This window comes from Pseudoramibacter porci (assembly GCF_009696145.1).
GTDB lineage: Bacteria > Bacillota > Clostridia > Eubacteriales > Eubacteriaceae > Pseudoramibacter > Pseudoramibacter porci.
Genome location: NZ_VUMO01000003.1, coordinates 103031 through 125541, shown reverse-complemented (window position 1 = coordinate 125541; position 22511 = coordinate 103031). Strand labels below are relative to the sequence as shown.

Below are 22511 nucleotides of genomic sequence, written 5' to 3'. Positions count from 1 at the left end.
TCTGGTATGAAAATTGTATTGTTAGAACCCCTGGGCATCAGCGCCGACAAGCTGAAGGCCCTCGGCGATTCCATGACGGCACCGGGCCACGAATTTGTCAGCTACGACACCCTGGCTCAGGATGAAAACGAACAGATCAAGCGCATCGACGGCGCGGACGTGGTGATCATCGCCAACCACCCGCTGCCGGGCGCAGTCATCGATTCCGACCCGAATTTGAAGATGATTTCCGTCGCCTTCGTGGGCATCGACCACGTGGACGTCGACGCCTGCAAGCGCCGCGGCATCCGCATCGCCAACACCGGCGGCTACTGCAACGACGCCGTCGCGGAATTGGCCGTCGGCCTGACCCTCGACTGCCTGCGCAATATCACGGCGTGCGACGCGGCTGTACAGGCAGGCAAGGGCAAAGCCGGTCTGCAGGGCTTTGAACTGGCGGGCCGCACCGTCGGCATCGTCGGCACCGGCGCCATCGGCATCCGCACCGCTGAAATCTTCAAGGCCTTCCACTGCAAGCTGATCGGCTACAGCCGCAGCGAACGGGACGCCGCGAAGGCCCTCGGCCTGACCTACAAATCCCTCGACGACGTCATGGCCGAAGCGGACATCGTTTCGGTGCACACACCGCTGACCCCGGACACCAAGGGCTTAATCGGCGCGAAACAGATCGGCGAAATGAAGCCGGGCGCCATTTTAGTCAACACCGCCAGAGGGCCGGTGGTGGACACCGACGCGCTGGCTCAGGCGCTGAAGGCGAAAAAGATTTATGCGGGCATCGACGTCTACGAAAAGGATCCGCCATTGCCGGCTGATCATCCGCTGCTCGGCTGCCCGAATCTGGTCTGCACGCCCCACGTCGGCTTCGACACGAAGGAATCCATCGACCGACGCGCGGACATGGTCTTCGAAAACATTACAGCCTGGATCGACGGCAACCCGATCCGCGTGATGCTCTAAATTCAAAATACAAATTTAATATTCATGAACTGCAGCGCAGCAGAGTCCGCGCTGCTTTTTTTATTGGCTTAAGAAAATGACCGGATTTTATTTTTAAGAAAACGTCTAAAACGTGTATTTTGCGGAGTACATGGTATTTTATGCTAGACTTCATTTAAAATTTAATGTAGACTGATACCGTGATATCAATTTAATTTTTCTAAATTATTCGAGAAAGGAATGCGGATGATTGGGGAACAGATCAAAAAAAACGAGCTGAGGGCCTGGCTCGACGGCATCGCGGCCTTTAACGGGACGCCGGGTGAAGGGATGACCCGCGAGGTGTACACCGGCGAATTTCAGGCGGCCAGAGCCTACGTCATCGGCGAGATGGAAAAGCTCGGGCTGCACGTCCGGGAGGACTGCCTCGGGAATATCTTCGGGCTTTACCCCGGGACGGATGCGGACGCGGCGCCGGTGTGGACAGGCTCCCACATCGACACGGTGCCGAAGGGCGGCAAGTACGACGGCCTGGCCGGGGTGTTCGCCGGCCTTGAGGCGGTGGCGGCGATGGGCCGCGCCGGGGTGCGCCCGAAGCGCTCGATCTCGGTCAACGTCTACGCCGGCGAGGAAATGAGCCGGTTCGGCGTGTGCTGCATCGGCAGCCGCGGCCTGTCGGGGCGCCTGTCCCTCGCGGATTTGAAGGCCCACACCGACCCGTCGGGTCTGAGCCTTTACGACGCCCTCAAAAGCTTCGGTTACGGGCCGGACCATTTCGATCAGGACTTTCCCCGTCGGGCGCCGGTTCACGCGAGCCTCGAGCTGCACATCGAGCAGAACGACAAGCTGGAAAAAGCCGGGGTGCCCGTGGGCATCGTCACCGGCATCTGCGCGCCGACCAATCTGATCTGCACCGTCGAGGGCGTCCAGTCCCACGCCGGGGGCACGAGCATGGCCGACCGCCGGGACGCCTACATGGCGGCGGCGGAGATGGCGCTGCTCCTCGAGCATTTGGCCCAGACCTCGACCAGCGACTACATCACCGGGACGGTGGGCGAATTGACCCTGACGCCGGGGGCGGCCAACGTCATCCCCGGGAAGGCCGTTTTCACTGTCGACATCCGCTCAGTCAGCGCCGAAGACAAGGACGAGCTCGTCGAAAATCTGCGGGCCGGCATGCGGGCGATTGCCGAGCGCCGAGGGGTCGAGGTGACGCTGACGCCCTTGAACAACGACGCGCCCCTGCGCTGCGACGAACATTTGAGCGGGGTGATGCGCGATCAGGCCGACGCCCTCGCCATCCCCCACATGGATTTGATCAGCGGGCCTTACCACGACAGCCTGATGCTCGGGGATTTGGCCCCGGCGGCGATGATTTTCATCCCGTGCGAAAAGGGGATCAGCCACGACCGCGCGGAAAATATTGACGACGACGATCTGGTCAAGGGGACGGCGGTGCTCGCCGAGACTTTGGCGAAGATCGCGGACGAATAAAGCATTTACAAAACCAGGAGTATAGCGATGAGCAAAAAGAAACGCATTGGCATTATCGGAGGGGGGATTTCGGGGACGGCCTTGGGCTACAACCTGAGCCTTTACGACGATGCGGCGGTGACGCTGTTTGAAAAGGGACGCATCGGCTGCGGCACCACGGCGAAATCCGCCGGGACGGTCTGCCTGTTCGACGATTCCCTGAACAACCGCTATTGGGACGTCCGTCTCTACGGTTTCGAGACCTACCTCAAAATGGAACGGGAGCGCAAGGGTTCGGCCGGCTTCGACAAGACCGGCACCCTGGTCTGCGCGACCTCTGAAAAGGAAGTCGACCGGATCAAGGCCGGGATCGCCCTCGCGAAATCTGCCGGCTACACCGGAGAATACCTCACCGACAAGGCGCAGATCAAAAAGATTCTGCCCATGCTCAACACGGACACCATTCTCGGGGCGGGCTACACCGCTGACGACGGCTATTTCGACGGGACGATGATTTCCAACACCTTCGCCCAGAAAATGGAAGCCAACGGCGGGACGATTCTGCGCGGGGCCAACGTCACCGAAATTGTGATCGAAGGCGGCAGCGCCAAGGGCGTGAAGACCGAAGACGGCGACACCTACGATTTCGACGTCGTCGTGGACTGCACCGGTCCGTGGAGCCGCTTCACCGGGGAAATGGCCGGGCTCGACGTGCCGATCTGGCACACCAAGGCCGAAGCCTTTTTCGTCGTGCCGCCGGAAAAACACCTGGACTACGTTTTCCCGATTTTGAAATTCCCGGCGTTTTACGCGCTGCGCGCCGGCAACAACATCTTCATCTGCAAATCCCACCTGTCGATGAACCTCGACGACCCGATGCACGCGGGCCAGTGGGATCCGGACCGGCTGCCGGAGCGGGAAGGCACCGACGATTATTTCATCGATTTCCTGTTCCACCAGTTCGAAAAGAACGTGCCGGGGCTGACCGACGCGGGGCTCAATTCCTCGTGGCTGTCTTACCGGGCGGAAACCCGGGACTTCCTGCCCATCGTCGGGGATACGCCGGTGAAAAATTACCTCTTGGCGACGGGCTACGGCGGCAACGGCGTCATCGAAGCGCCGGCGGTGAGCCGCGATTTGGCGAAATACATCATGCGGGGAGAATCGACGCTGCTGCTTGAAGAGTGGGCGTTCTCAAGATTACTGAAAAACAAAGGGGAATGAGATGAAAATAGCGATTTGTGTCAAATACGTGCCGGTGGACAGCAAGGTTCAGGTCGATCCGGCCACCCACGCCCTGGTTCGCGGCAGCGGCGCCGGCGAAATCAATCCCAGCGACCGCTACGCCGTGGAAATGGCCCGGCGCCTCAAAGGTGACGGCGACACCCTCGACGTGTTCACCATGGGGCCGGCGGATGCCACCCGCGCGCTGAAAGTCGTCCTCGCCCTCGGCGCGGATCACGCTTATTTATTAAATGACAAGGTCTTTGCCGGAAGCGACACCCTCGGCACGGCGAAGGTGCTGGCGGCGGCTCTCGAACACTATGGCCCTTACGACGTGGTCCTCATGGGCAGCGCCTCCAACGACGGCGCCACGGGGCAAGTCGGCCCGATGACGGCGGAGATGCTCGGGATGCCCGACGTGACCGACGCCGTGGACTGCCAGATTGCAGGAGGCAGGGCGTCTGTTGCGAAGAAGGCCGGCGACGCCCTCCTGGCCCTGGAAGCGGCGCTGCCGGTTCTGGTGACGGTGCCCTTCGGCGCCAACGCGCCGGAGCTGCCGACGCTTCGCCATCAGGTCGCGGCCAACCAGCACCCCATCGTCGAAGTGACGGCGGCGGATTTAGGAATCGATCCGGCAACGGTCGGCCAGGCCGGGGCCCTCTCGGTGGTCACCGATACGATGCAGGTGGTGCAGAAAAAACAGGCCGTCACCCTCACCGGGACGGTGGACGATATGGCGAAAAAATTGGCCGATCGCGTTGACGGCCAGCTGAAGGCATTGCAGCAGGGAGGTGGCGAACATGTCTAAGACCGCGATTTTCACATGGATTCAACAGGGACAGGTGCCGGAGAGCGTAGCGGAATTGGCCACGGCGGCGAAGGCCCTCGGCGAAACGGCCGCGTGCTACGCCTTTGGGGCGGATCTGGACGACAGTCTCGCCGCGGATTTGTCCTTTGACGGCATTGACGCGGTCCACCTCGTGAACACCCCGGGGCTGGCCCTCTGCCAGAGCGACGGCCTCGCCGAGGCGGCGGCCCAGGTGATGACGGCTGACGGGCTCACGACGGTGCTCCTCGAAGCGGAACCGGCGGGGCGGGATATCATGTCCCGGGCGGCGGTGAAGGTCGGCGCCGGGATGACCTCGGACTGCACGGCGCTGGAAGTCCAGGACGGCGCCATCCGCCAGATCAAGCCCTCCTTCGGCGCCCAGGTCATGGTCGCCTGCGAAGTGAAGGGCGCGCCGGAAATCATCACGATGAAAAAGGGCAGCACCGCACCGGCGGACAAGACCGCCGCGGCGCCCTGTGACGTGCGCACCGTCGAAGCGGCGTCCAAGATCACCTGCGGGAAAATTACGGCGCTGCCGTCCTCGGATCATCTGACCGGAGCGGATGTGGTAGTCGTCGCCGGCAAGGGCGCCATCGAAAGCGGCCAGTTCGAAACAGTCAAGGCTTACGCCGACAAAATCGGCGCGGCGCTGGCCGGCAGCCGCCCGGTGGCCGACCAGGGCTTCATCCCCTTTGACGACCAGATCGGCGAATCGGGCACCGTCATCCAGCCGAAGCTGTGCATCATCTTCGGGGTGTCCGGGGCGATCCAGTTCACCGAAGGGATCAAGGGCGACGGGACGGTCATCGCCGTCAACAATGACCCCAACGCGCCGATCCGCGGCTTCGCCGACGTGTTCATCTGCGCGGATATGGGCGAGCTGCTTGTCGCGATGAATGCGAAATAAAATCAGGCAATAAAAAATGCTGAGTCGTGTGGCTCAGCATTTTTTTGGCTCGCGGGGCACGACTGTAAATAGCATGAGAAACAGCAGGCACTTGAATCCATCACGAAAACGTGATAAAATGCAAGCAAACAATGAGGAGATGACCATGCCCACGTTAGCGAGATTTTACGGCATCACCATGCGCATGTATTACCAGCAGTCGGAACACAATCCGCCGCACGTTCATGCGCAGTATGGCGACATGTCGGCGGAAATCGAAATCAAAACCGGAGAAATATTAGACGGCAATTTACCGAAAAAGGCATTAGCGCTGGTGAGCAAATGGGTTCACCTGCATCAGGGTGAACTGCTCGACATCTGGGAAACACAGGAATTTAAGGAAATTGCACCGCTTGAAAAGTGAGGTTGAGAACATGTTCCACAAAATCAAGGCCGTGAATGCGCTGTCGGATTATAAGCTGAGTGTTCAGTTTGCCGAAGGCGTGACGAAAATTTACGATGTGAAGCCGCTGTTTGACAAGTGGCCAGCCTTTGAGGCCCTTAAGAGATCGAAGGCATTATTCAGCCAAGTGAAAGTCGATATCGGGGGGTACGGCGTGATTTGGAATGACGCGCTGGATCTCTCTTGCGATGAGCTGTATGAAAACGGCACAAGGGTTGAGACCCCCTTTGATCATTTGATCGCCTTTACCGACGCGACCCAGCTCTGGGGACTTAACGAGAGCACGCTGCGCAAGGCCATCGCCTACGGCAAGCTGATCAATGGTGTCGACGCCTGCAAATTTGGCAAGCAGTGGGTGGTCTCGAGAGAAGCGATGACGCGCGAATACGGCGCGCCAAAAAAATAAGCATCTGCTTAAAAAGCAGATGCTTTTTCTTTACCATTTTTCCTGGTGGATGACGCCGTCGTCCAGGGCGTCGGGGTCGTGGGGTTCGGGCGCTTCATCGATGGGGCCGAGGGCGAGAATGGCTTCGAGGCGGTTGTTTTTCGGGAAGCCGAGCACGTCCCGGGCGAAATCTTCAGCGGACTTGCCTTCGGTATCCGACGGGCGCAGCCGAATCTGCAGCCAGCAGGAGCCCAGGCCCAGGTAGGAAGCCATCAGGTGCATCTGGGTCATGGCGACGGCGTCGTCTTCGATCCAGGTATCCGAGCGGTCTTCGTCGCCGAGGACGGCGATGGCGGCTTTGGCGGTGGTCAGCATTTTCGCACCGCCCTTGCGGCAGCCGACGAGTTTTTGAATCGTCTGCGGGTCGCGGATGACGATGAAATCGTAGGGCTTGATGCCCTTGCCCGACGGGCCGAGACGGCCGGCTTTGAGAATCGCGTCGAGATCGGCGTCCGAGACGTCGCGGTCGGCGTAGGTGCGCACGGAGCGGCGGGCGCTCATGGCTTTGAGTAAATCGTTCATAATTTCATTCCTTTCGCATTTTAATTTTTTGAGGTTGTATTTTAAGTTTAGACCTTTTATTTTATATTTTCAAGGTGCTTCGCACAAACATTTTAAGGTAAAGGCCATGCCGCACAGGGAATCAATCCCGGAGGAATGCCCGATTTTCCTAAATTCTTTGACGGTCGTCAAATAATTAAAAACAGATTGATCGCGATTGAAAAAATTTAAAATCGCCTGGGAGTAATAGCCCTCGGCCGCGCAGTTGATAAAGGCGACGGAGAGGGGATGGGTGCGGTTTTCGATGTGGGTCAGCTGGCGGAGGAGGTCGGGCATAGCCGGGTGATACCAGGCGCCGGCGCCCCGAAAGGCGGCGAACACCCCGCAGACGAAATCGTCGCCGCTGGGGGTCAGCCCTGTGCCGAGGCCGATGAGCTCCTTGAGGGTGGCGGCAAAGCGCGGATAATCGGCATCAGAAAAGGCGTCTGCCGCGCGGCTTAAAATGTCCTCGACGGCGGCATAAAACATCGTGCTGACCTGGCCGGTGCCGCCGAACAGCGGCCGAAATCCGTAGGGATGACTGATGCAGCGGCCCAGTGTCCCTTTGGCCCGGCTGAGGTAGACCTCGGCTAAAATTTTGTAGGCCGCCTCGCCGCTTTTGCGGTAGGCGGCCGGGTCGGTGTCGGCCTCCGGAGCGAGCCGGGTGGGGATGACGTCGGCGGCGTCGGTCAGGGTGAGGACGGCGTTTTCGGTGCGGATGGCACCGCGGCCGATGGTGAAGGCGCTGCCGGGGGCGACGTCGAGAGTCGACAGCGGAAAATCGCAGCGGAGTGTCAGCGGCGAGACGGGCGAGTCCGCCGGCTGCAGGGCGATGAGCTGGCCGCCCACCATGAGGTTCACCGCGCCCTTGTAGACCGAGTGGACCGTGCCGCGATGCAGACGGGCGGCGCCGATCCAGGGGGCGGTGTAGTCGGTAATCGATAAAAATGTGCGTTTCATAACAGCCTCATCGTTTCTTTTTGCTTTTATTATAGAACATCTTATCACAGGAAAGGCCTTGAAAAAACCGGTTCTTTAGATTTTAATGCCAAAAAGTGAAGATTGACAAAAAATTCTTGCATTTCTATGGGTATGCGTTTACAATAAAGACAGAGAAATTAAAAAATGGTTGAACGCAATATCGAAATTTCAATTATATTTTAATTCATAAAAGATTCTGACCCGCGGTTATTGACAACGCACGCATTGTCCGTTATAGTGAAAGCGAATCAAGAAAATACTCAAATGGCAAGGGCGTCAGAAGTTTTAGCTTTTGACGCCCTTTTTTTAGACGGGGGATGAAAGGGAATACATTTAAGGCATAATGAAAGTTAAACGCGGTTAATCAGATTGTGTGCAAACATGGAGAAGTCACGGAGAAGCAGGAGGAACACCATGTACGATTTATTCATTCGAAACGGCAAATTGGTTACGCCGGAAATGGTTCAGGACGGCGGCATCGCCGTCAAGGACGGCAAGATCGCGGCCATTTTGGCGCCGGGGGTCGAAGTCGACGCCAAGCGGGTCATCGACGCTGGCGGCAAATACGTTTTCCCGGGGGCCATCGACACCCACGCCCATCTGAACGATCCGGGCTACGAATGGCGCGAGGATTACGAACACGGGACGGCCGCGGCGGTGCTCGGCGGGTACACGACGGTCATCGACATGCCGCTGCAGAACGAACCGGCCATGACCACTGGCGAGCTTTTCGACATAAAGGAAGCCAAGGTTACACAAGAAGCTTATTCAGATTATTGCTTCTGGGGCGGACTGATCCCCGACAATTTCTCTGATCTGGCCGATCTCGACGCCAAGGGCTGTGTCGCCTTCAAATCCTTCATCGGGCCGGTGTCGCCGGACTACAAGCCCCTGAACTACGGCCAGGTTTACGAAGCGATGAACATCATCAAAGAATTCGGCGGCCGCGCCGGCTTCCACTGCGAGGATTTCTCGATGATTAAAGAAGGGGAAGCGAAGATGAAACGGGAAGGCCGCCTGGACTGGCAGGGCTTCCTCGATTCAAGAACGGTCGCCGCGGAAATGGTCGCGACCGACGCGGTTATCGAAATCGCTAAGGCCACAGGCTGCAAGGCGCACATCTGCCACGTGTCCAGCCCCGACGTCGCCCAGAAGATCAAGGAAGCGCAGCAGGCCGGCTACGACATCACGGCGGAAACCTGCGCCCATTATTTGAGCTTCACCGGCCAGGACACCCTCGACCACGGCGAGCTGTTCAAATGCGCGCCGCCTTTGAGAAGCCGGGAAGAGGTGGAACGCCTCTGGGGCTACGTCGTCGACGGGACGTTCTCGGGCATCGCTTCGGACCACTCGCCCTGCGCACCGGACGAAAAATACAAAGAAATCCTCGGCCAGAAGATCGAAAACGTGTTCGACGTCTGGGGCGGCATCAGCGGCATCCAGAGCTGTGTCCAGGCGGCTTTCTCCGAAGGGGTCGTCAAGCGGGGCATCAGCCCGTCAGTGCTGGCCACGGCGATGGCGAAGAACCCGGCCAAGGCCTTCGGCATCTACGGCAGAAAAGGCGACATCCGTCCGGGATTTGACGCCGACTTCGTGATCATCGATCCCGATCAGGAATGGGAAGTCAAGGCGGAAGATTTGCTCTACGTCAACAAGATTTCGGCCTTTGTGGGCATGAAGGGCAAGGGCCTGCCGGTGTGCACCGTCGTGCGCGGGGCGGTCATGGCAGAAGACGGCAAAGTCGTCGGCGAAAAGGGCACCGGCGAATTGATCAAACGCATCAAATAAGCGTCAATAGAAGGGAAGATCATCATGCTGAAAGAAAACAAGATTCTGAATCCGGAGCTGGCGAAAAACGTCAACGCCGATTTGCTCCCCACCGACGAGCGGATCATGGACCCGCTGTCCTACGGGGCGAGCTTCATGGGCGGCTGCGTCTCCATCGGGACGTTTTCCATGGGGGCGAGCCTCATCGGCGCGCTGACAGTGGCTCAGGCCATCATCGCCATGTGCATCGGCTGCGCGGTCATCGCCGTCGCCCTGGTTTTAATCGGCAACTGCGGCCACAAATACGGGGTGCCGTTTACGGTTCAGGCGCGGTCGAGCTTCGGCTTCGCCGGGCTTAAGATTCCGGGATTCATGCGCGGGATTCCGGCCATCGTCTGGTTCGGCTTCCAGAGCTGGGTCGGCGCCGGGGCCATCAACTCCTGCCTGAAAATCCTCTTTGGCTTCAGCAACATGCCGATCGTTTTCGCGCTGTTCACCATCCTTCAGGTCGCCCTGGCTATCAAGGGCTTCAAGGAAATCAAATGGCTCGAAAACGTGTCTTGTGTGTTCATCATCGGGATTTTGATTTACATGCTCTACGTCGTGAATACCAAGTTCGCGGGGCAGATCGGCAACGCCTTCAGCGGCATCAAAGGCACCTGGGGCATGCCCTTCTGGGCGGCGACGACCTCCTTCCTCGGGATTTACGCGACGATGATCGTCAACGCGTCGGACTACAGCCGCAATTTGAAAGAAAAGACCGGCCCGGCCGCGACGGGCAGCATCTACACCCTGGCGATTCTGCCGGTGACGCTGTTCATGGGCCTCATCGGCCTTTTGGTTACAGCGGCGACGGGCAACGCCGACCCGGTGGTGGTCTTCTCGACGACGATGAATTCCAAGGTCTTAACCATCCTGACCCTCGCCTTCATCGCCTTCGCTCAGGTCACAACCAACGTCCTCAACAACATCGTCCCGCCGGCCTACGTCCTCGTGGAATCCTTCAACATGAAATGGTCGTGGGCGACGATCATTGTCGGTGCGCTGTCGGTGGTGGTCATGCCGTGGCGCCTGGTCACCGCCCAGTCCGCCGCAGGGCTGTCCCTGTTCACCCGGTTCTACTCCGCCTTCCTCGGGCCGATTTTCGCGGTCATGGTGGTGGATTACTACATCCTGCGCAAGCAGACCCTCGACGTCAACGACCTATACGACAAGGACCACACGCCGTTTAAGGGAATCAACTGGGCGGCAGTCATCGCCATTGTCGTCGGCTCGGCCGTGTCCTGTCTGGTGATGGATTTGTCCTGGTACATCTCGCTGATCCCCACCGGCGTCGTGTACTATCTGCTCATGAAATACGCCCATTTCGGCAATATCGACAATTTCAGAAAGGGCACGATCTTCGACACGGCAGACGCATCGGCTGAAGAAGCGGCATAAAATATTAACGGAATATCACTTGGAGAGTAAGGAGTGTAACATGTACGATTTATTGATCACAAACGGCAAACTCGTCACGCCGGACCGGATCTTCGACGCGCAGATCGCAGTGAAGGACGGCAAATTCGCGGGGTTCTTCGCTCCGGGCGAAAGGGTGGAAGCGAAAAAAACCGTGGACGCCGGCGGCAACCTGGTCTATCCGGGGATCATTGACTGCCACGCCCATTTGAACGAACCGGGATTTGAATACCGCGAAAATTTCGAAACCGGCTCCCGGGCGGCAGTGGCGGCGGGGTGCACGACGCTGATCGACATGCCGCTGAACAACGACCCGTCCTTGATGAACAAGGCAATCTTCGATCTGAAGATGAGCAAAATCTCCCGCCATTCTTATGTGGACTACGGCCTCTGGGGCGGCCTCGTCGGCGATTTCGACGACAAGCCCGACTCGGTGAAGAACAACATGGCAGACCTGCTCGATCTGGAAGCCTGCGGCGTCGCGGCCTTTAAGGGCTTCACCTGCCCCAACGGGCCCCTCTTCCCGACGGTCAACCTCGGCAATATCAGAAAGGCCCTGGACATCTTAAAGCCCACCGGCGCCCTCTGCGGCTTCCACTGCGAAGAATACGGCCAGGTGCTGGAGCGTGAAAAAGAAGCCAAGGCCAAGACGAACCAGACCCGGGAACAGAAAATCCGCGACTTCCTCGACGCCCACGACGTCTGGACCGAATACGTGGCGACGAAAAACGTCATCGACATGGCCCGGGCCACCGGCGCCCGCGTCCACATCTGCCACGTGTCCCACCCGATGGTGGCCCAGGTGGTCAAGGACGCCCAGCACGAAGGCTTGAAGGTCACGGCGGAAACCTGCCCCCACTATCTCGGCTTCACCGAAGATTTCGTCTTCGAAAAGGGCGGCCCGGCGAAATGCACCCCGCCGCTGCGCACCCAGGACGCCGTGGACGGCCTTTGGGATTACGTCCTCGACGGGACCCTCGCCTGCGTCGGCAGCGACCACTCGCCGGCCGCGGACGAAGAAAAGGACAACGCCACCAAGGACATCTGGCAGGCCTGGGGCGGGCTCAACTCGATCCAGTATTTCCTGCCGATGATGTTCGATATGACGGTGCACCAGAAAAAGCTCTCGCCGACCCTCATCGCGAAAGTCATGGACGAAAGCCCTGCGAAGATCTTCGGGTTCTGGGGCCGCAAGGGCGCCTTCGAAATTGGCTTCGACGCCGACATCGTCATCCTCGATCCTGAAAAAGAATGGCAAGTGGAACAGGACAAGCTCTACACCAAGGGCCACGTTTCCTGCTTCGACGGCTTGAGCGGCAAGGGCGCCCCGGTGAAGACCTTCATCCGCGGCAGACTCGTCGCCGAGGACGGCCGCTACATCGAAGACGCCAAAGGCACCGGCGAATTTATTAAACCCCTGAAATAAGCAGTATAAAGGAGTATTTCACAAATGGCAAAAGACAATACGGCCCCTGTGGCCGAAGAAAAGAAAGAGGCGGCGTCCTTAAAGCCCCTTAAGGACGAAGAACGCAGCATGGGCTGGGGCTCCTACACCATGCTTTGGCTTGGGGGCTGTATCTCCATCGGGACCCTGACCATGGGCTCCGCCCAGCTGGGCAAGGGCCTCAACCTCATGCAGATCTTCCTGGCCGTCGCCATCGGAACCCTCGTCCTCATCGTCGGCATCTGCTTAAACGACACCTTCAGCTACAAGACTGGCGCCCCTTACGCGATTCAGCTTAAGAGTGCCTACGGCACCAAGGGCAGCGCCATTCCGGTCCTCATTCGAGGCCTGCCCGCCATCGTCTGGTACGGCTTCCAGACCTGGCTCGGGGGCGCGGCGATCAACCAGATTTCCATCGCGCTGTTTCACTACAACAACGTCTGGCTGTTCTTCTTCGTGTTCCAGGCGGTTCAGATCGCATTGTCCGTCAAGGGCTTCCAGGGCATCAAATGGGTCGAAAACATCGGCGGCGTGGTCATCGTCGCGGCGATGTTCTACCTGCTCTACATCTGCCTGTCCAAGTACAGCGGCGTCATTCAGACGAATTTAGGCAGTCTGAAGCCGACTTGGGGCATGCCGTTCATCGCGGCGTGCATCGCCTTCTTCGGCAATTCCACGACGGTCATGCTCAACGCCGGAGACTACTCCAGGGAGCTGAAGCGGGGCTACTCGCCGGCGAAGCGCGGGACATCTTATTTCCTCGCGATGGTGCCGGCCACGGTCATGCTCGGGGTGATCGGCGCGATGGCGTCTACGGCCACCGGCATCGCCAACCCGATCAACGCCTTCGGCACGATGGTGGACAATGTGTTCATCAAAGTTGTCGTCCTGGCCTTTATTCTGTTCGCACAGATGACGACGAACCTGGCTTCTAACGTGGTGCCGCCGGCCTACGCCTTCATGGACGTGTTCAAGATGAAACACAAGACCGCCGTCATCTTCGTCGGGATCCTCGCGGTGTGCTGCTGCCCGTGGATCCTCACCAACGACGCCTCTGCCGCGGGGCTCGACGTCTTCGTCAAGGTGTACACGGCGTTCTTCAGCCCGATCTTTGCAGTGCTGATTGTGGATTACTACATCCTCCACAAACGCCACTTCACCAAAGAACAGCTCGACGATCTCTACGCGGAAGACAGTTCCCGCCAGGGGGTCAACTGGGCGGCAATCATCGCCACCGCAGTGGGCGCGGTCATCGGCCTGCTCAACGTGGACATCTCTTTCTTGACTGCGACGGTGCCCACCGGCTTGATTTATTACTTCTGCATGAAGAAGATGCCGTCGTGCAAGGCCTTCCGCAAAGGGACGAGCCTGGAATCGGTGGACGCGGACGCCTAAATTCCTAATCGTGAATACATATCAATATTAAAAATAAAATAGGGTTCGATAAAAAGAGACCATCTCCCAAACGCTCGGCATTGCCGGGCGTTTTTTTAAGCTTAGTCGCTACGACCGACCAAGTTAGCGACCAAGCTGCGATCAAGTTCAAAGGATGATGATTTCGTGGTATAATGACAAGCAATACCTAAAAAATAAAGCGTGGAAAGCAGGTGATGCAGGTGGATAAGCTAGATAAAGAAAATAGAGAAGCGCTTACCGAATTACTGGAAATCCTGACAGAAGCGGAAAATGACGTGCAGAATGGCCGCGTCAGACCTGTATCTGAGACCTTTGACGCGTTGAGGAAAATGCTTTAAAAATAATAGAGGAGTGAAGCGCATGAATAAACCAAACGCTGAAACGCGCGCGGCGCTGGCCGAATATGCGGCGATGAAAAAGCATCCAGAGCGCTATAAACGCTACCGTTCTTTTGACGATTTGATGAACGAGGTACTCGGGGATGCGTCATTAAAAGTGCCTTCAAAACCCATTTCGAAAAAATAATAATCAACTTAGTCGCTACGACCGACCAAGTTAGCGACCAAGCTGCGACCAAGTTCAAACACAAAAACCGCCAGACTGATTCATTTCAGTTTGGCGGTTTTGTTGAGTTTGGCCTTGCATTTCAAAATCCGGGTGACCGAAGCGTTCAGGCGCGTTTCGCTGATGGTGCCGTTCTGGACGGCGGTGAGCACGGCGGAGCGGGCGGCGGGGAAGTCCTTGGGCATCAGAAGCAGATCGCAGCCGGCCTGGAGGGCGGCCACGGCGGCCTGGCCGGAGTCGGTGGTCTGGGTGACGGCGCCCATCTGCAGCGAGTCGGTGGTGACGACGCCCTTGTAGTGCAGCTTGCCCCGCAGGACGTCGGTGACCATTTTTTTCGACAGGCAGGCGGGGGTGTTGTCTCCGGTGACTTTCGGCGCGGCGATGTGGCCGGCCATGATCATCGGCGCGTAGGCGTTCACGTCTGTGAAGGGGACGAGCTCCGCCTGCATCAGTTCGTCGAGGGTTTTGTCCGTGGCGGCGGCGCCGGCGTGGGTGTCGCCGGCAGTGGCGCCGTGTCCCGGGAAATGCTTGAGGCAGGGGATGACGCCGCAGGCCATCAGGGCCCGGGCTTCCGCCGCGCTCATGTTTTTCACAAGGGTCGGGTCGGTGCCGAAGGAACGGCGGGCGACGACGCGGTTGGCCGGATTGGTGAGGACGTCGGCGTCGGGGGCGAAGTCCAGATTGAAGCCGAGACCGCTCAAATACGTCCCGATGGTGGTGCCGGCGGCCGCGGCCTTAGCCGGATTTCCGGTGCGCCCGATCTCCCGCATGTCGCCGACATTTTGGACGCCGAAGGCGGGGTTATGCGCGACGCGGGCCACCTCGCCCCCTTCTTCGTCGACGGCGAGAAAGGGCGCCGGCAGGCCGAGGTCGTTGTAAATTTGCCGGGTGTCTTTCAGCAGGGCCTGGGTCTGGGCCGGGTTTTTCAGGTTGTCGTCGAAATAGATCAGGCCGCCGGGCTGGGTTTTCGCGATGGCCTGGCGGGTCGCCTCGCCGGCGGTGGTGACGCGGGCGCCGGTGAGCTGGTCGGGGGTGACGAGAAAGAGCTGGCCGACTTTTTCCTCGGTGGTCATGCGCTTCACCTGAGCGGTGATGGGGTCGGCTTTTTTGACGGGGCCCTTCGGCGCCTTCTGGGCGGACCGGCAGAAGACGAAGAGGAAGCCCGCGAGGATGGCGAGGGCGAGGGCGGCGGCGAGAATCATCAGGACGAAAAGACGGGATTTCCGAGGGTGGTTGTGCTTCATAGGGTTTTCCTTTGTTAATGAGATTTGTTGATTTTATTTTATCATAGGATGGGGGTTTTGTGTGCAGGACGGGAAAATGACGTTGCGAAACGGGCAAATCGTGATATAATTTGACTATATTAAAGCATAAGCGAGGAGGTGCGCGGATATGGCGAAACTTCGGGAAACGATTCGGCCGTCGGCGGATTTGAGGAATCATTATCACGATATTTCTCAATTGTGCAAAGAGCAGGACGAAGCGGTCATCATCACGGTGAACGGCCGGGGCGATACGGTGTCGCTCTCTTACGAAGCGTATCAGAATATGAAGGCGCGCATTGAGCTGCTGGAGGTTCTCTCAGAGGCGGAAGATGACGTCAGGAACGGCCGAGTCGGACCGGTTTCGGACACCTTTGATAGTTTGCGGGCAATCCTGCAGGAGTATGACGATTGAAGTACAAAATCCTTAAAACCGACACAGCAGACGCGCAAATCAGCAGGATTGTTTTGCATGTGGCGCAGCATTTCGGCCGTCGTACGGCCCTTGCGAAGTTGGACGAGATTGAAAGCAGCATTCTGAAGCTGGGGGATCATCCGGATCTCGGGGTCAGGCCACGATACCCAACGCTCAGACGGCAAGGCTACCGGGTGCTCGTTTTGAAGAAAGATCTCGTTTTTTACAAAATAGATGAACCGGCCCAAACGGTGATCATTTATGCGGTGGTGGATCAACGGCAGGATTATGTGGACATTATTCGCGGATTGTAGATTTGCCCGCATTATCCGGAAGAAAAATTAAGGCAAAAGTTTTCATCTCAAAAAAAATCATCCGCCCCCTTTACAAAGCGCCCCCTTTCGATTAAAATCAAAACAATTCAATGACGAGACGAGTAAGACGCGCGGAAGCGAAAGCGAGGCCGGGGCGGTGAGAGCCGGCTGCAGAGGCCGTCCGAAGACCACCTCCGAGAGGCCCCAATCCGGCCCGGTGATGCCGTTACCATCGCGATGAAGCGGTCCGCATGAGCGGACAAGCAGGGTGGAACCGCGCGAACAAGCGTCCCTGACAATACCTTTGGTATCTGTCGGGGATTTTTTTTATGGTCCCGGCGATGCCCGAAACAAAGGAGAACAAAAATGGATGAAAAAGTATTAAGTTGTTACCGCCATTCCCTGGCCCACGTGATGGCCAAGGCTGTGATCGAGCTCTACGGCCCCGAAACCCAGTACGCCATCGGGCCCCAGATCGACGACGGCTTTTATTACGACTTCCTCTTGCCGGAAGGGAAGACCGTCACCGAAGGGGATTTCAAGGCCATCGAAGACAAAATGCGCGAAATTCTCAAGCGCAAGGAAGACTGGACCCGTAAGGAAGTCTCCAAGGCCGAAGCCCTCGATATTTTTAAAGGTCAGAAATTCAAGACCGAATTGATCGAAGACCTGCCCGACGACGAAGTCATCACCGTGTATTACACCGGGGACGATTACGTCGATCTCTGCCGCGGGCCCCACGTCGACAACTCCCAGGAGCTGCTCAGCGCGGCCTTCGAACTCAGAAGCGCGTCGGGCGCCTATTGGCGCGGCGATGAAAACCGCGACAACCTGACCCGCATCTACGCCTACGCCTTCCCGGACAAGAAGGCCCTCAAGGCCCACAAGGCCCTGATCCGCGAAGCCAAGGAACGGGATCACAAGAAGATTGGCGCCCAGCTGGATCTCTTCATGTTCGACGAAACCGCGCCGGGCATGCCCTACTGGCTGCCCCGCGGCTGGAAGCTGTTCAACGCGCTGCTCGATTTCTGGCGCGACGTCCACGAAGCCCACGGCTACCAGGAAATCTCCGGGCCGGTGCTCTCGAAGAAGAAGCTCTGGGAAACCTCGGGCCATTGGGATCACTACATGGACGGCATGTTCGTCATCCCGGGCAAAGATGAAGAAGACCCCAACACCTACGCCCTCAAGCCGATGAACTGCCCGAACACCATCAAGGTCTATCAGACGAAGAAACGCTCCTACAAAGATCTGCCCCTGCGCTACGCTCAGGTCGACACCATCCACCGCAAAGAAAAATCCGGCGAACTCAATGGCCTGTTCCGGGTGCAGATGTTCCGTCAGGATGACGCCCACATTTTCGTCACCGAAGACCAGATCGCCGACGAAATTTTCGACATCATGGACGTGGCCAGCGAAATCTACAGCCCCCTGGGCCTGACCTACACGGCTGAGCTTTCCACCCGCCCTGACGATTACATGGGCGACATCGAAGTCTGGAACAAGGCGGAAGCCGACCTCAAGGCCATTTTGATCAAGAAATACGGCGAAGGGAATTTCGAAATCAACGAAGGGGACGGCGCTTTCTACGGTCCGAAGATCGACCTTAAAATGCGCGACGCCTTGGGCCGCGAATGGCAGATGGGGACGATCCAGCTGGACTTCCAGCTGCCCATGAACTTCGGCATGAAGTACGCCGCCGGCGACGACACCGAAAAGCGCCCGGTGCTCATTCACCGCGCGATTCTCGGCTCCTTCGAACGGTTCATCGGGATCATCACCGAAAACTTCAAGGGGGATTTCCCGTTCTGGCTCTGCCCGTACCAGGTGGGCATCGTGCCGATCCGCGAATCCCACAACGCCTACGCCAAACACGTCGCCGACGTGCTCAAGCGCGCCGGGGTGCGCGTCGAAGCCAATTACACCGACGACAACATGAAGACGAAGATCAAGCACTTCAAGCAGTACAAGGATCCCTACATCCTGATCCTCGGCGACAAGGAAGCGGCCGACGGCACTGTCTCCATCAACATCCGCGGCAACAAACAGCTCAACGACATTCCGCTGGATCATTTCGTGGCCATGTGCCAGAAGATGATCGGCGAACACAGCCTGGAACTGATTGAAACCGCCGACTGAGTTTCACGGTAAAAACAAACAAATAACGCCTGACTGATTTTCAGCCGGGCGTTTTTTTATGCGATAAGGGGAAACCTGCGCATCATCGAAAAACGGTACAAGAAGGTGTTTGCCGTGGTATAATTAAAGAAAAAAGCAGCGCGGCTGACACGACGAGGAGGGGTGAAATGAATCATCAGGTTTTGACGATAACGGACATCGAAAAAATTGTCCGTCCGCTGGCTGAAAAGTACCACATTTCGGCGGTGTACCTGTTCGGCTCGTACGCCAGAGGGGAAGCGGATTCGGAAAGCGATCTGGATTTCATCGTCATCGGGGGCGAGGGGTTTAAACGCACGCGGGTCTTTGCCTTTGCCGAAGATTTGAGGGAGGCGTTTGACAAGTCTGTCGATGTGTTTGAAATCCACGAAATTAATCAGGAGAGCGCGTTTTATCAAAGTATTTTGAGGGATAGAAGGAAAGTCGCATAACGCCTGACTGAAAATCAGCCGGGCGTTTTTTTGTGAGCGGGCGAACCTGCGCATAATGGGATTTAGCCGGGGTGCTAAACCTGCGCATTATCGAAATATGGGGTTTTGAAAATAATCGGTCGAAAAAATCACATAATAAAGCATACCATACCATAACAAATCAAAGCACACGACAGCACACCATACCACATCATACCAAACCATAACAAACGACAACCATATTAAAGAAGATGCAGATGTAGAGCATGCTTATCCCGGCTTTCGCCGGGGGTTCGGCGCCCAGGCGCCGGCACAGCATCCGCCACCCAAAATGATGAAGGATGTCTTTACAACTGTATTTGCGGTAAACGGGGATTTGCGCAGGATTTAGCTATAAACGAACGGGGATTTGCGCGGTTTTGGGGTAGATTTGAACGGGGATTTGCGCATGAACGCGCATCATTTATTAAAATGACAAATGTAACAATTCAAACAGCAGCCCCCAGGCGACGCCCGAGGCGTAGAGCAGGGCGGTGAATTTGAGGTTTTCCTTCCAGTGGCGGCTGGTGCGGAAGAGCACGAGCAGGCCGACGCCGGCGCCGACGAGCAGCCCGGCCATCATCTGTCCGGCGGTGAGCATCCGCGAGAGGTAAAGCTGGGTGATGACCACCGAGGCGGCGCAGTTGGGGATGAGCCCGATGAGCGCCGAAAGGCAGACGCCGATCACGGGGCGGTTGGTGAGCACGCGTTCGACGGCGGAGACGCCGGCCCAGTCGATCAGCGCGCCGAGGACGAGGGAAATCGCGAAGACGAAGGCGGTGATGTTCAGCGTGTGGACCAGCGCCGAGCGGGTCACGGCGCGCAGCCCCGCGGGTTCGGCCTCGTCCTCGCAGCCGCAGTGCTCGTTGTCGCACAGGTCGTGGATGTGCTTGTCGTCGCCGTAGCGGCGGAGCCTGAGCACCCCGTCGACGGCCATCCCGGTGAGCACGCCGATGACAGCCTTGGCGAGGAGCACCCGGCCGAGGGTGGCCACAGGGACGTGCTCCGACAGGAAGATGGGCAGCATTTCGTCGGAGGTGGAGAGAAACACTGACAGCAGCGTCCCGGTGGAGATGAGCCCCCCGGCGTAGAGACTGGCCGCAGCGGCGGAGAAACCGCATTGGGGGACGACGCCCACCGCCGCGCCGGCCGCCGGCCCGAAGGGGCCGACCCGAAGCAGTAGCCGGGTGGAATGGCCCTCCGCCCGGGCTTCGAAAAATTCCATGAGCCAATAGGTCACGAAGAGGAAGGGGATGAGCTTGACGGTATCGACCGCCGCGTCGCTCAGGACGGCGAGAAATGCGTGGAGCATGGTTTTCCTTTCTAAATTTACAATACAAGTTTTTACAGGAGTAAATAAAACGAATGCGCGCGGGCGCACCCGCTTTCAATCTATTTTTTTAGTAGGGTCATCCTATCATGATTTTCATCAATTTGCAAATAAATGAAAAAAGTTTCATATGAATGCATCTGCATCTTTTGCCAAAATGAGGGCGGTGAGCGCGGGCGGTTGTGGTATGATAAGGGCATCCATCTAATGGCAATCGCAACAGAAAGAAGGTGCTCCATGGCAGTATTACACGGATTTCAAGGTGTTTTGGCCTGGTGTGTGGGCTTCACCGGGCGGGTGGTGGTGATCTTCGGCCTCGCGGCCATCGTGCTCGTGCTCATCGAAATGGGCGTCACCGCCGGGGCAAAGGGCAAGAAAAAGCGCGGGGTGAAGCGCATCGCGCTGATCACCGGGGCCTCCAGCGGCCTCGGCCGGGAATACGCCAGGCGCCTGGACCGGACGGAGAAGGATCTGGACGAAATCTGGCTGGTGGCCCGCCGGGCGGACCGGCTTACGGCCCTGGCCGAGACCCTTACACACGGGACACGGACGTTCCCACTCGATTTGACGCAGCCCGAGAGCCTGACCGCGCTGAAGACGGCGCTCACCGAGGAAGGCGCGGAGGTGGCGGTGCTCATCAACTGCGCAGGTCTCGGCAAGATCGGCAATTACGCCAAGCTCACCCTCGCGGAGACCCACAACATGATCGACCTCAACGACCGGGCGGCGGTGGACGTGACGGTGACGGCCCTGCCCTTCATGGGCCCCGGGGGCCGCATCCTCGAAATCTGCTCCACGGCGGCCTTCCAGCCCCTCCAGCACTTTGGCGTCTACGGGGCCTCCAAGGTCTTTCTCTACCACTACACCCGGGCCCTGCGGGCGGAGCTGCTCCCGCGGCGCATCCGGGTGACGGCGGTCTGCCCCTATTGGATGGCAGACACCGAATTCATCCCCGTTGCCAAGGCGGCAGAGGCCCAGGGCGAAAAGCCCGCGATCAGGCACTTCGCCCTGGGCGTGCCGGCGGCGCGGGTGGCCCGGCGCTCCCTGCGGACGAACCGCCTGGGCATGGCCGTCTCGACCCCCGGGCTCTTCTGCACCGCCCACCGGTTTTTCTCGAAATTGATCCCCCGGGAGGTGCTCATCGCCTTTTGGGAGGTGCTCAGACGGCTGTAACCACCGTGCAGAATTAATGACAAAAATTTACCTTTGAATTTCACAAAATCTCTCCAAATCGGGGAGATTTTTTTATTTTGAGCCAACAAAAACAGCATAAAATCAAGAGCTTTCAATATCACGTGCCGCCGAAGACTCCGATAACAAAAATATACACTTACGTTCAACTAAGAAAAGGCATAAACTAGAAAATGTTTACAGACGGGTCCACCGCAGAGACAATTTACGCGAAGGCGGCCACACCCTGGCACGACCCGTCAAGACCGGCCTGGACTATTTCCCGTTCGATAGCCAGTGCCGCGCCGCTGCACACGAAATAAAGGAGAATAGTGGAGATGCAGATGAACCAGAACGCGAGAAATTTTGTACAACCTGCCGCGGGGCCAAGCCCCTGGGGCGAAATTGAGACCCTGGCGGTTCGCGCCGCCGCCGGGGAGCGCGCCTGCGAGGCGGCGCTGATCGTGGCCTTTAAGCCGCTGATCGTCAAGCTGGCGGCGCCCTTTCCCGATTACGAGGATGCCCGGGCCGATGGCGTCCTCTGGACCCTCGAGGCGGTCCGGGCCTTCGACCCCGGCCGCGGCGTCAGCTTCACGGTGTATTTGAAGCGCAGCCTCACCGGCCGATACCGGGCGCGGTGGCGCCGGTTTTCGGCCGAGACCGTCCCCTTTGAGGACTACCACGGCAGCGCAGCCGACAACGTCGCCCAGGCCGAGCGCGCGGCCGAACAGAAGCGCGTCATCGGCCAGATCGCCGCCGCCATCCCCGAGCTCTCTGAGCTGGAGCGGGCCATTATCACCTGCGCCTTCGGCAAGGGGATGAGCAGAAAGGCCATTGCCAAGGCGCGGGGCATCGCTCCCGAAACCGTAAAAACCGCTAAAAAGCGTGCGATGCAGAAGCTTCGAAAAAAATTTAAAAAAATTTGAAAATTTTTGTCCCCCAAATTGCCGATTTTGCGCATTATATA

Annotated in this window: 23 protein-coding genes; 19 read left to right on the top strand and 4 right to left on the bottom strand. The window is 58.2% G+C overall.

From position 1 onward, the window contains the following. Window positions 1-6: 6 nt before the first annotated feature. The 7 genes from FYJ52_RS03565 (at window position 7) to FYJ52_RS03535 (ending at window position 6217) form a co-directional block, all read left to right on the top strand. Complete coding sequence (locus tag FYJ52_RS03565) at window positions 7-957, top strand: 2-hydroxyacid dehydrogenase (protein WP_154575894.1); 951 nt, start codon at window positions 7-9, stop codon at window positions 955-957. Window positions 958-1182: 225 nt separating this feature from the next. Next, entirely contained in the window at window positions 1183-2430 is a 1248-nt protein-coding gene (locus tag FYJ52_RS03560; RefSeq protein ID WP_205960750.1) for a M20 family metallo-hydrolase, read from the top strand. A 27-nt stretch (window positions 2431-2457) separates the two neighbouring features. Next, window positions 2458-3633: an NAD(P)/FAD-dependent oxidoreductase gene (locus FYJ52_RS03555; RefSeq protein WP_154575892.1), complete on the top strand. Its 1176-nt coding sequence runs from the start codon at window positions 2458-2460 to the stop codon at window positions 3631-3633. Window position 3634: 1 nt separating this feature from the next. Continuing rightward, a complete protein-coding gene (locus tag FYJ52_RS03550) occupies window positions 3635-4441 on the top strand; it encodes an electron transfer flavoprotein subunit beta/FixA family protein (RefSeq protein ID WP_154575891.1) in 807 nt (268 codons plus the stop codon). Further along, window positions 4434-5369, top strand: coding sequence for an electron transfer flavoprotein subunit alpha/FixB family protein (locus FYJ52_RS03545; RefSeq protein WP_154575890.1), 936 nt, complete (start codon window positions 4434-4436; stop codon window positions 5367-5369). Before FYJ52_RS03550 ends, FYJ52_RS03545 begins: the two co-directional genes overlap by 8 nt. Before the next feature lie 145 nt (window positions 5370-5514). Next, a complete protein-coding gene (locus FYJ52_RS03540) occupies window positions 5515-5772 on the top strand; it encodes a DUF4160 domain-containing protein (protein ID WP_154575889.1) in 258 nt (85 codons plus the stop codon). A gap of 10 nt (window positions 5773-5782) precedes the next feature. Then, window positions 5783-6217: a DUF2442 domain-containing protein gene (locus tag FYJ52_RS03535; protein WP_154575888.1), complete on the top strand. Its 435-nt coding sequence runs from the start codon at window positions 5783-5785 to the stop codon at window positions 6215-6217. Between the two features lie 30 nt (window positions 6218-6247). On the opposite strand, the gene FYJ52_RS03530 is transcribed toward FYJ52_RS03535, so the two are convergent. Together FYJ52_RS03530 and FYJ52_RS03525 are read right to left on the bottom strand one after the other, a co-directional pair. Continuing rightward, window positions 6248-6778: a nitroreductase family protein gene (locus tag FYJ52_RS03530; protein ID WP_154575887.1), complete on the bottom strand. Its 531-nt coding sequence runs from the start codon at window positions 6776-6778 to the stop codon at window positions 6248-6250. Window positions 6779-6847: 69 nt separating this feature from the next. Next, window positions 6848-7756 (bottom strand): DUF2877 domain-containing protein, encoded by a 909-nt coding sequence (locus FYJ52_RS03525; RefSeq protein ID WP_154575886.1) that lies wholly within the window; start codon window positions 7754-7756, stop codon window positions 6848-6850. 435 nt (window positions 7757-8191) lie between these two features. Between FYJ52_RS03525 and allB (FYJ52_RS03520) the strand changes: the two genes are divergently transcribed. The 6 genes from allB (FYJ52_RS03520) to FYJ52_RS03495 all read left to right on the top strand — a co-directional run bounded on the left by allB (FYJ52_RS03520) (window position 8192) and on the right by FYJ52_RS03495 (window position 14387). Continuing rightward, window positions 8192-9565, top strand: coding sequence for an allantoinase AllB (allB, locus tag FYJ52_RS03520; RefSeq protein WP_154575885.1), 1374 nt, complete (start codon window positions 8192-8194; stop codon window positions 9563-9565). A 24-nt stretch (window positions 9566-9589) separates the two neighbouring features. Beyond that, window positions 9590-10984, top strand: a complete 1395-nt coding sequence (locus FYJ52_RS03515) for an NCS1 family transporter (protein WP_154575884.1) — start codon at window positions 9590-9592, stop codon at window positions 10982-10984. Between the two features lie 40 nt (window positions 10985-11024). Further along, window positions 11025-12428, top strand: a complete 1404-nt coding sequence (allB, locus tag FYJ52_RS03510; protein WP_154575883.1) for an allantoinase AllB — start codon at window positions 11025-11027, stop codon at window positions 12426-12428. A 24-nt stretch (window positions 12429-12452) separates the two neighbouring features. Further along, window positions 12453-13841, top strand: coding sequence for an NCS1 family transporter (locus FYJ52_RS03505; RefSeq protein WP_154575882.1), 1389 nt, complete (start codon window positions 12453-12455; stop codon window positions 13839-13841). Window positions 13842-14062: 221 nt separating this feature from the next. After that, window positions 14063-14200, top strand: a complete 138-nt coding sequence (locus FYJ52_RS03500) for a hypothetical protein (protein ID WP_154575881.1) — start codon at window positions 14063-14065, stop codon at window positions 14198-14200. Window positions 14201-14222: 22 nt separating this feature from the next. After that, entirely contained in the window at window positions 14223-14387 is a 165-nt protein-coding gene (locus FYJ52_RS03495) for a hypothetical protein (RefSeq protein WP_154575880.1), read from the top strand. Between the two features lie 80 nt (window positions 14388-14467). On the opposite strand, the gene FYJ52_RS03490 is transcribed toward FYJ52_RS03495, so the two are convergent. Further along, on the bottom strand, window positions 14468-15670 hold the full coding sequence (locus FYJ52_RS03490) for a glycoside hydrolase family 3 protein (RefSeq protein WP_154575879.1): 1203 nt from the start codon (window positions 15668-15670) through the stop codon (window positions 14468-14470). Window positions 15671-15818: 148 nt separating this feature from the next. Between FYJ52_RS03490 and FYJ52_RS03485 the strand changes: the two genes are divergently transcribed. From FYJ52_RS03485 to FYJ52_RS03470, 4 genes are all read left to right on the top strand, one after another. Further along, window positions 15819-16103 carry a type II toxin-antitoxin system Phd/YefM family antitoxin gene (locus tag FYJ52_RS03485; RefSeq protein WP_154575878.1) on the top strand — a complete coding sequence of 95 codons (285 nt, stop codon included), beginning with the start codon at window positions 15819-15821 and terminating at the stop codon, window positions 16101-16103. Then, window positions 16100-16417 (top strand): type II toxin-antitoxin system RelE/ParE family toxin, encoded by a 318-nt coding sequence (locus tag FYJ52_RS03480; protein WP_154575877.1) that lies wholly within the window; start codon window positions 16100-16102, stop codon window positions 16415-16417. Before FYJ52_RS03485 ends, FYJ52_RS03480 begins: the two co-directional genes overlap by 4 nt. A gap of 366 nt (window positions 16418-16783) precedes the next feature. Further along, on the top strand, window positions 16784-18556 hold the full coding sequence (thrS, locus tag FYJ52_RS03475; RefSeq protein WP_154575876.1) for a threonine--tRNA ligase: 1773 nt from the start codon (window positions 16784-16786) through the stop codon (window positions 18554-18556). A 167-nt stretch (window positions 18557-18723) separates the two neighbouring features. Continuing rightward, entirely contained in the window at window positions 18724-19026 is a 303-nt protein-coding gene (locus FYJ52_RS03470; protein ID WP_154575875.1) for a nucleotidyltransferase family protein, read from the top strand. Between the two features lie 445 nt (window positions 19027-19471). Here FYJ52_RS03470 and FYJ52_RS03465 read toward each other — a convergent pair whose 3' ends face one another. After that, window positions 19472-20356: an arsenic efflux protein gene (locus FYJ52_RS03465; protein ID WP_154575874.1), complete on the bottom strand. Its 885-nt coding sequence runs from the start codon at window positions 20354-20356 to the stop codon at window positions 19472-19474. 255 nt (window positions 20357-20611) lie between these two features. On the opposite strand from FYJ52_RS03465, the gene FYJ52_RS03460 reads away from it, so the two are divergent. Both FYJ52_RS03460 and FYJ52_RS03455 read left to right on the top strand, forming a co-directional pair. Next, the gene (locus tag FYJ52_RS03460) at window positions 20612-21547 is read left to right on the top strand and encodes an SDR family NAD(P)-dependent oxidoreductase (RefSeq protein WP_235901514.1); all 936 of its coding nucleotides are present in this window, start codon (window positions 20612-20614) and stop codon (window positions 21545-21547) included. A gap of 335 nt (window positions 21548-21882) precedes the next feature. Next, the gene (locus tag FYJ52_RS03455; protein ID WP_154575873.1) at window positions 21883-22470 is read left to right on the top strand and encodes a sigma-70 family RNA polymerase sigma factor; all 588 of its coding nucleotides are present in this window, start codon (window positions 21883-21885) and stop codon (window positions 22468-22470) included. Window positions 22471-22511: the final 41 nt, after the last annotated feature.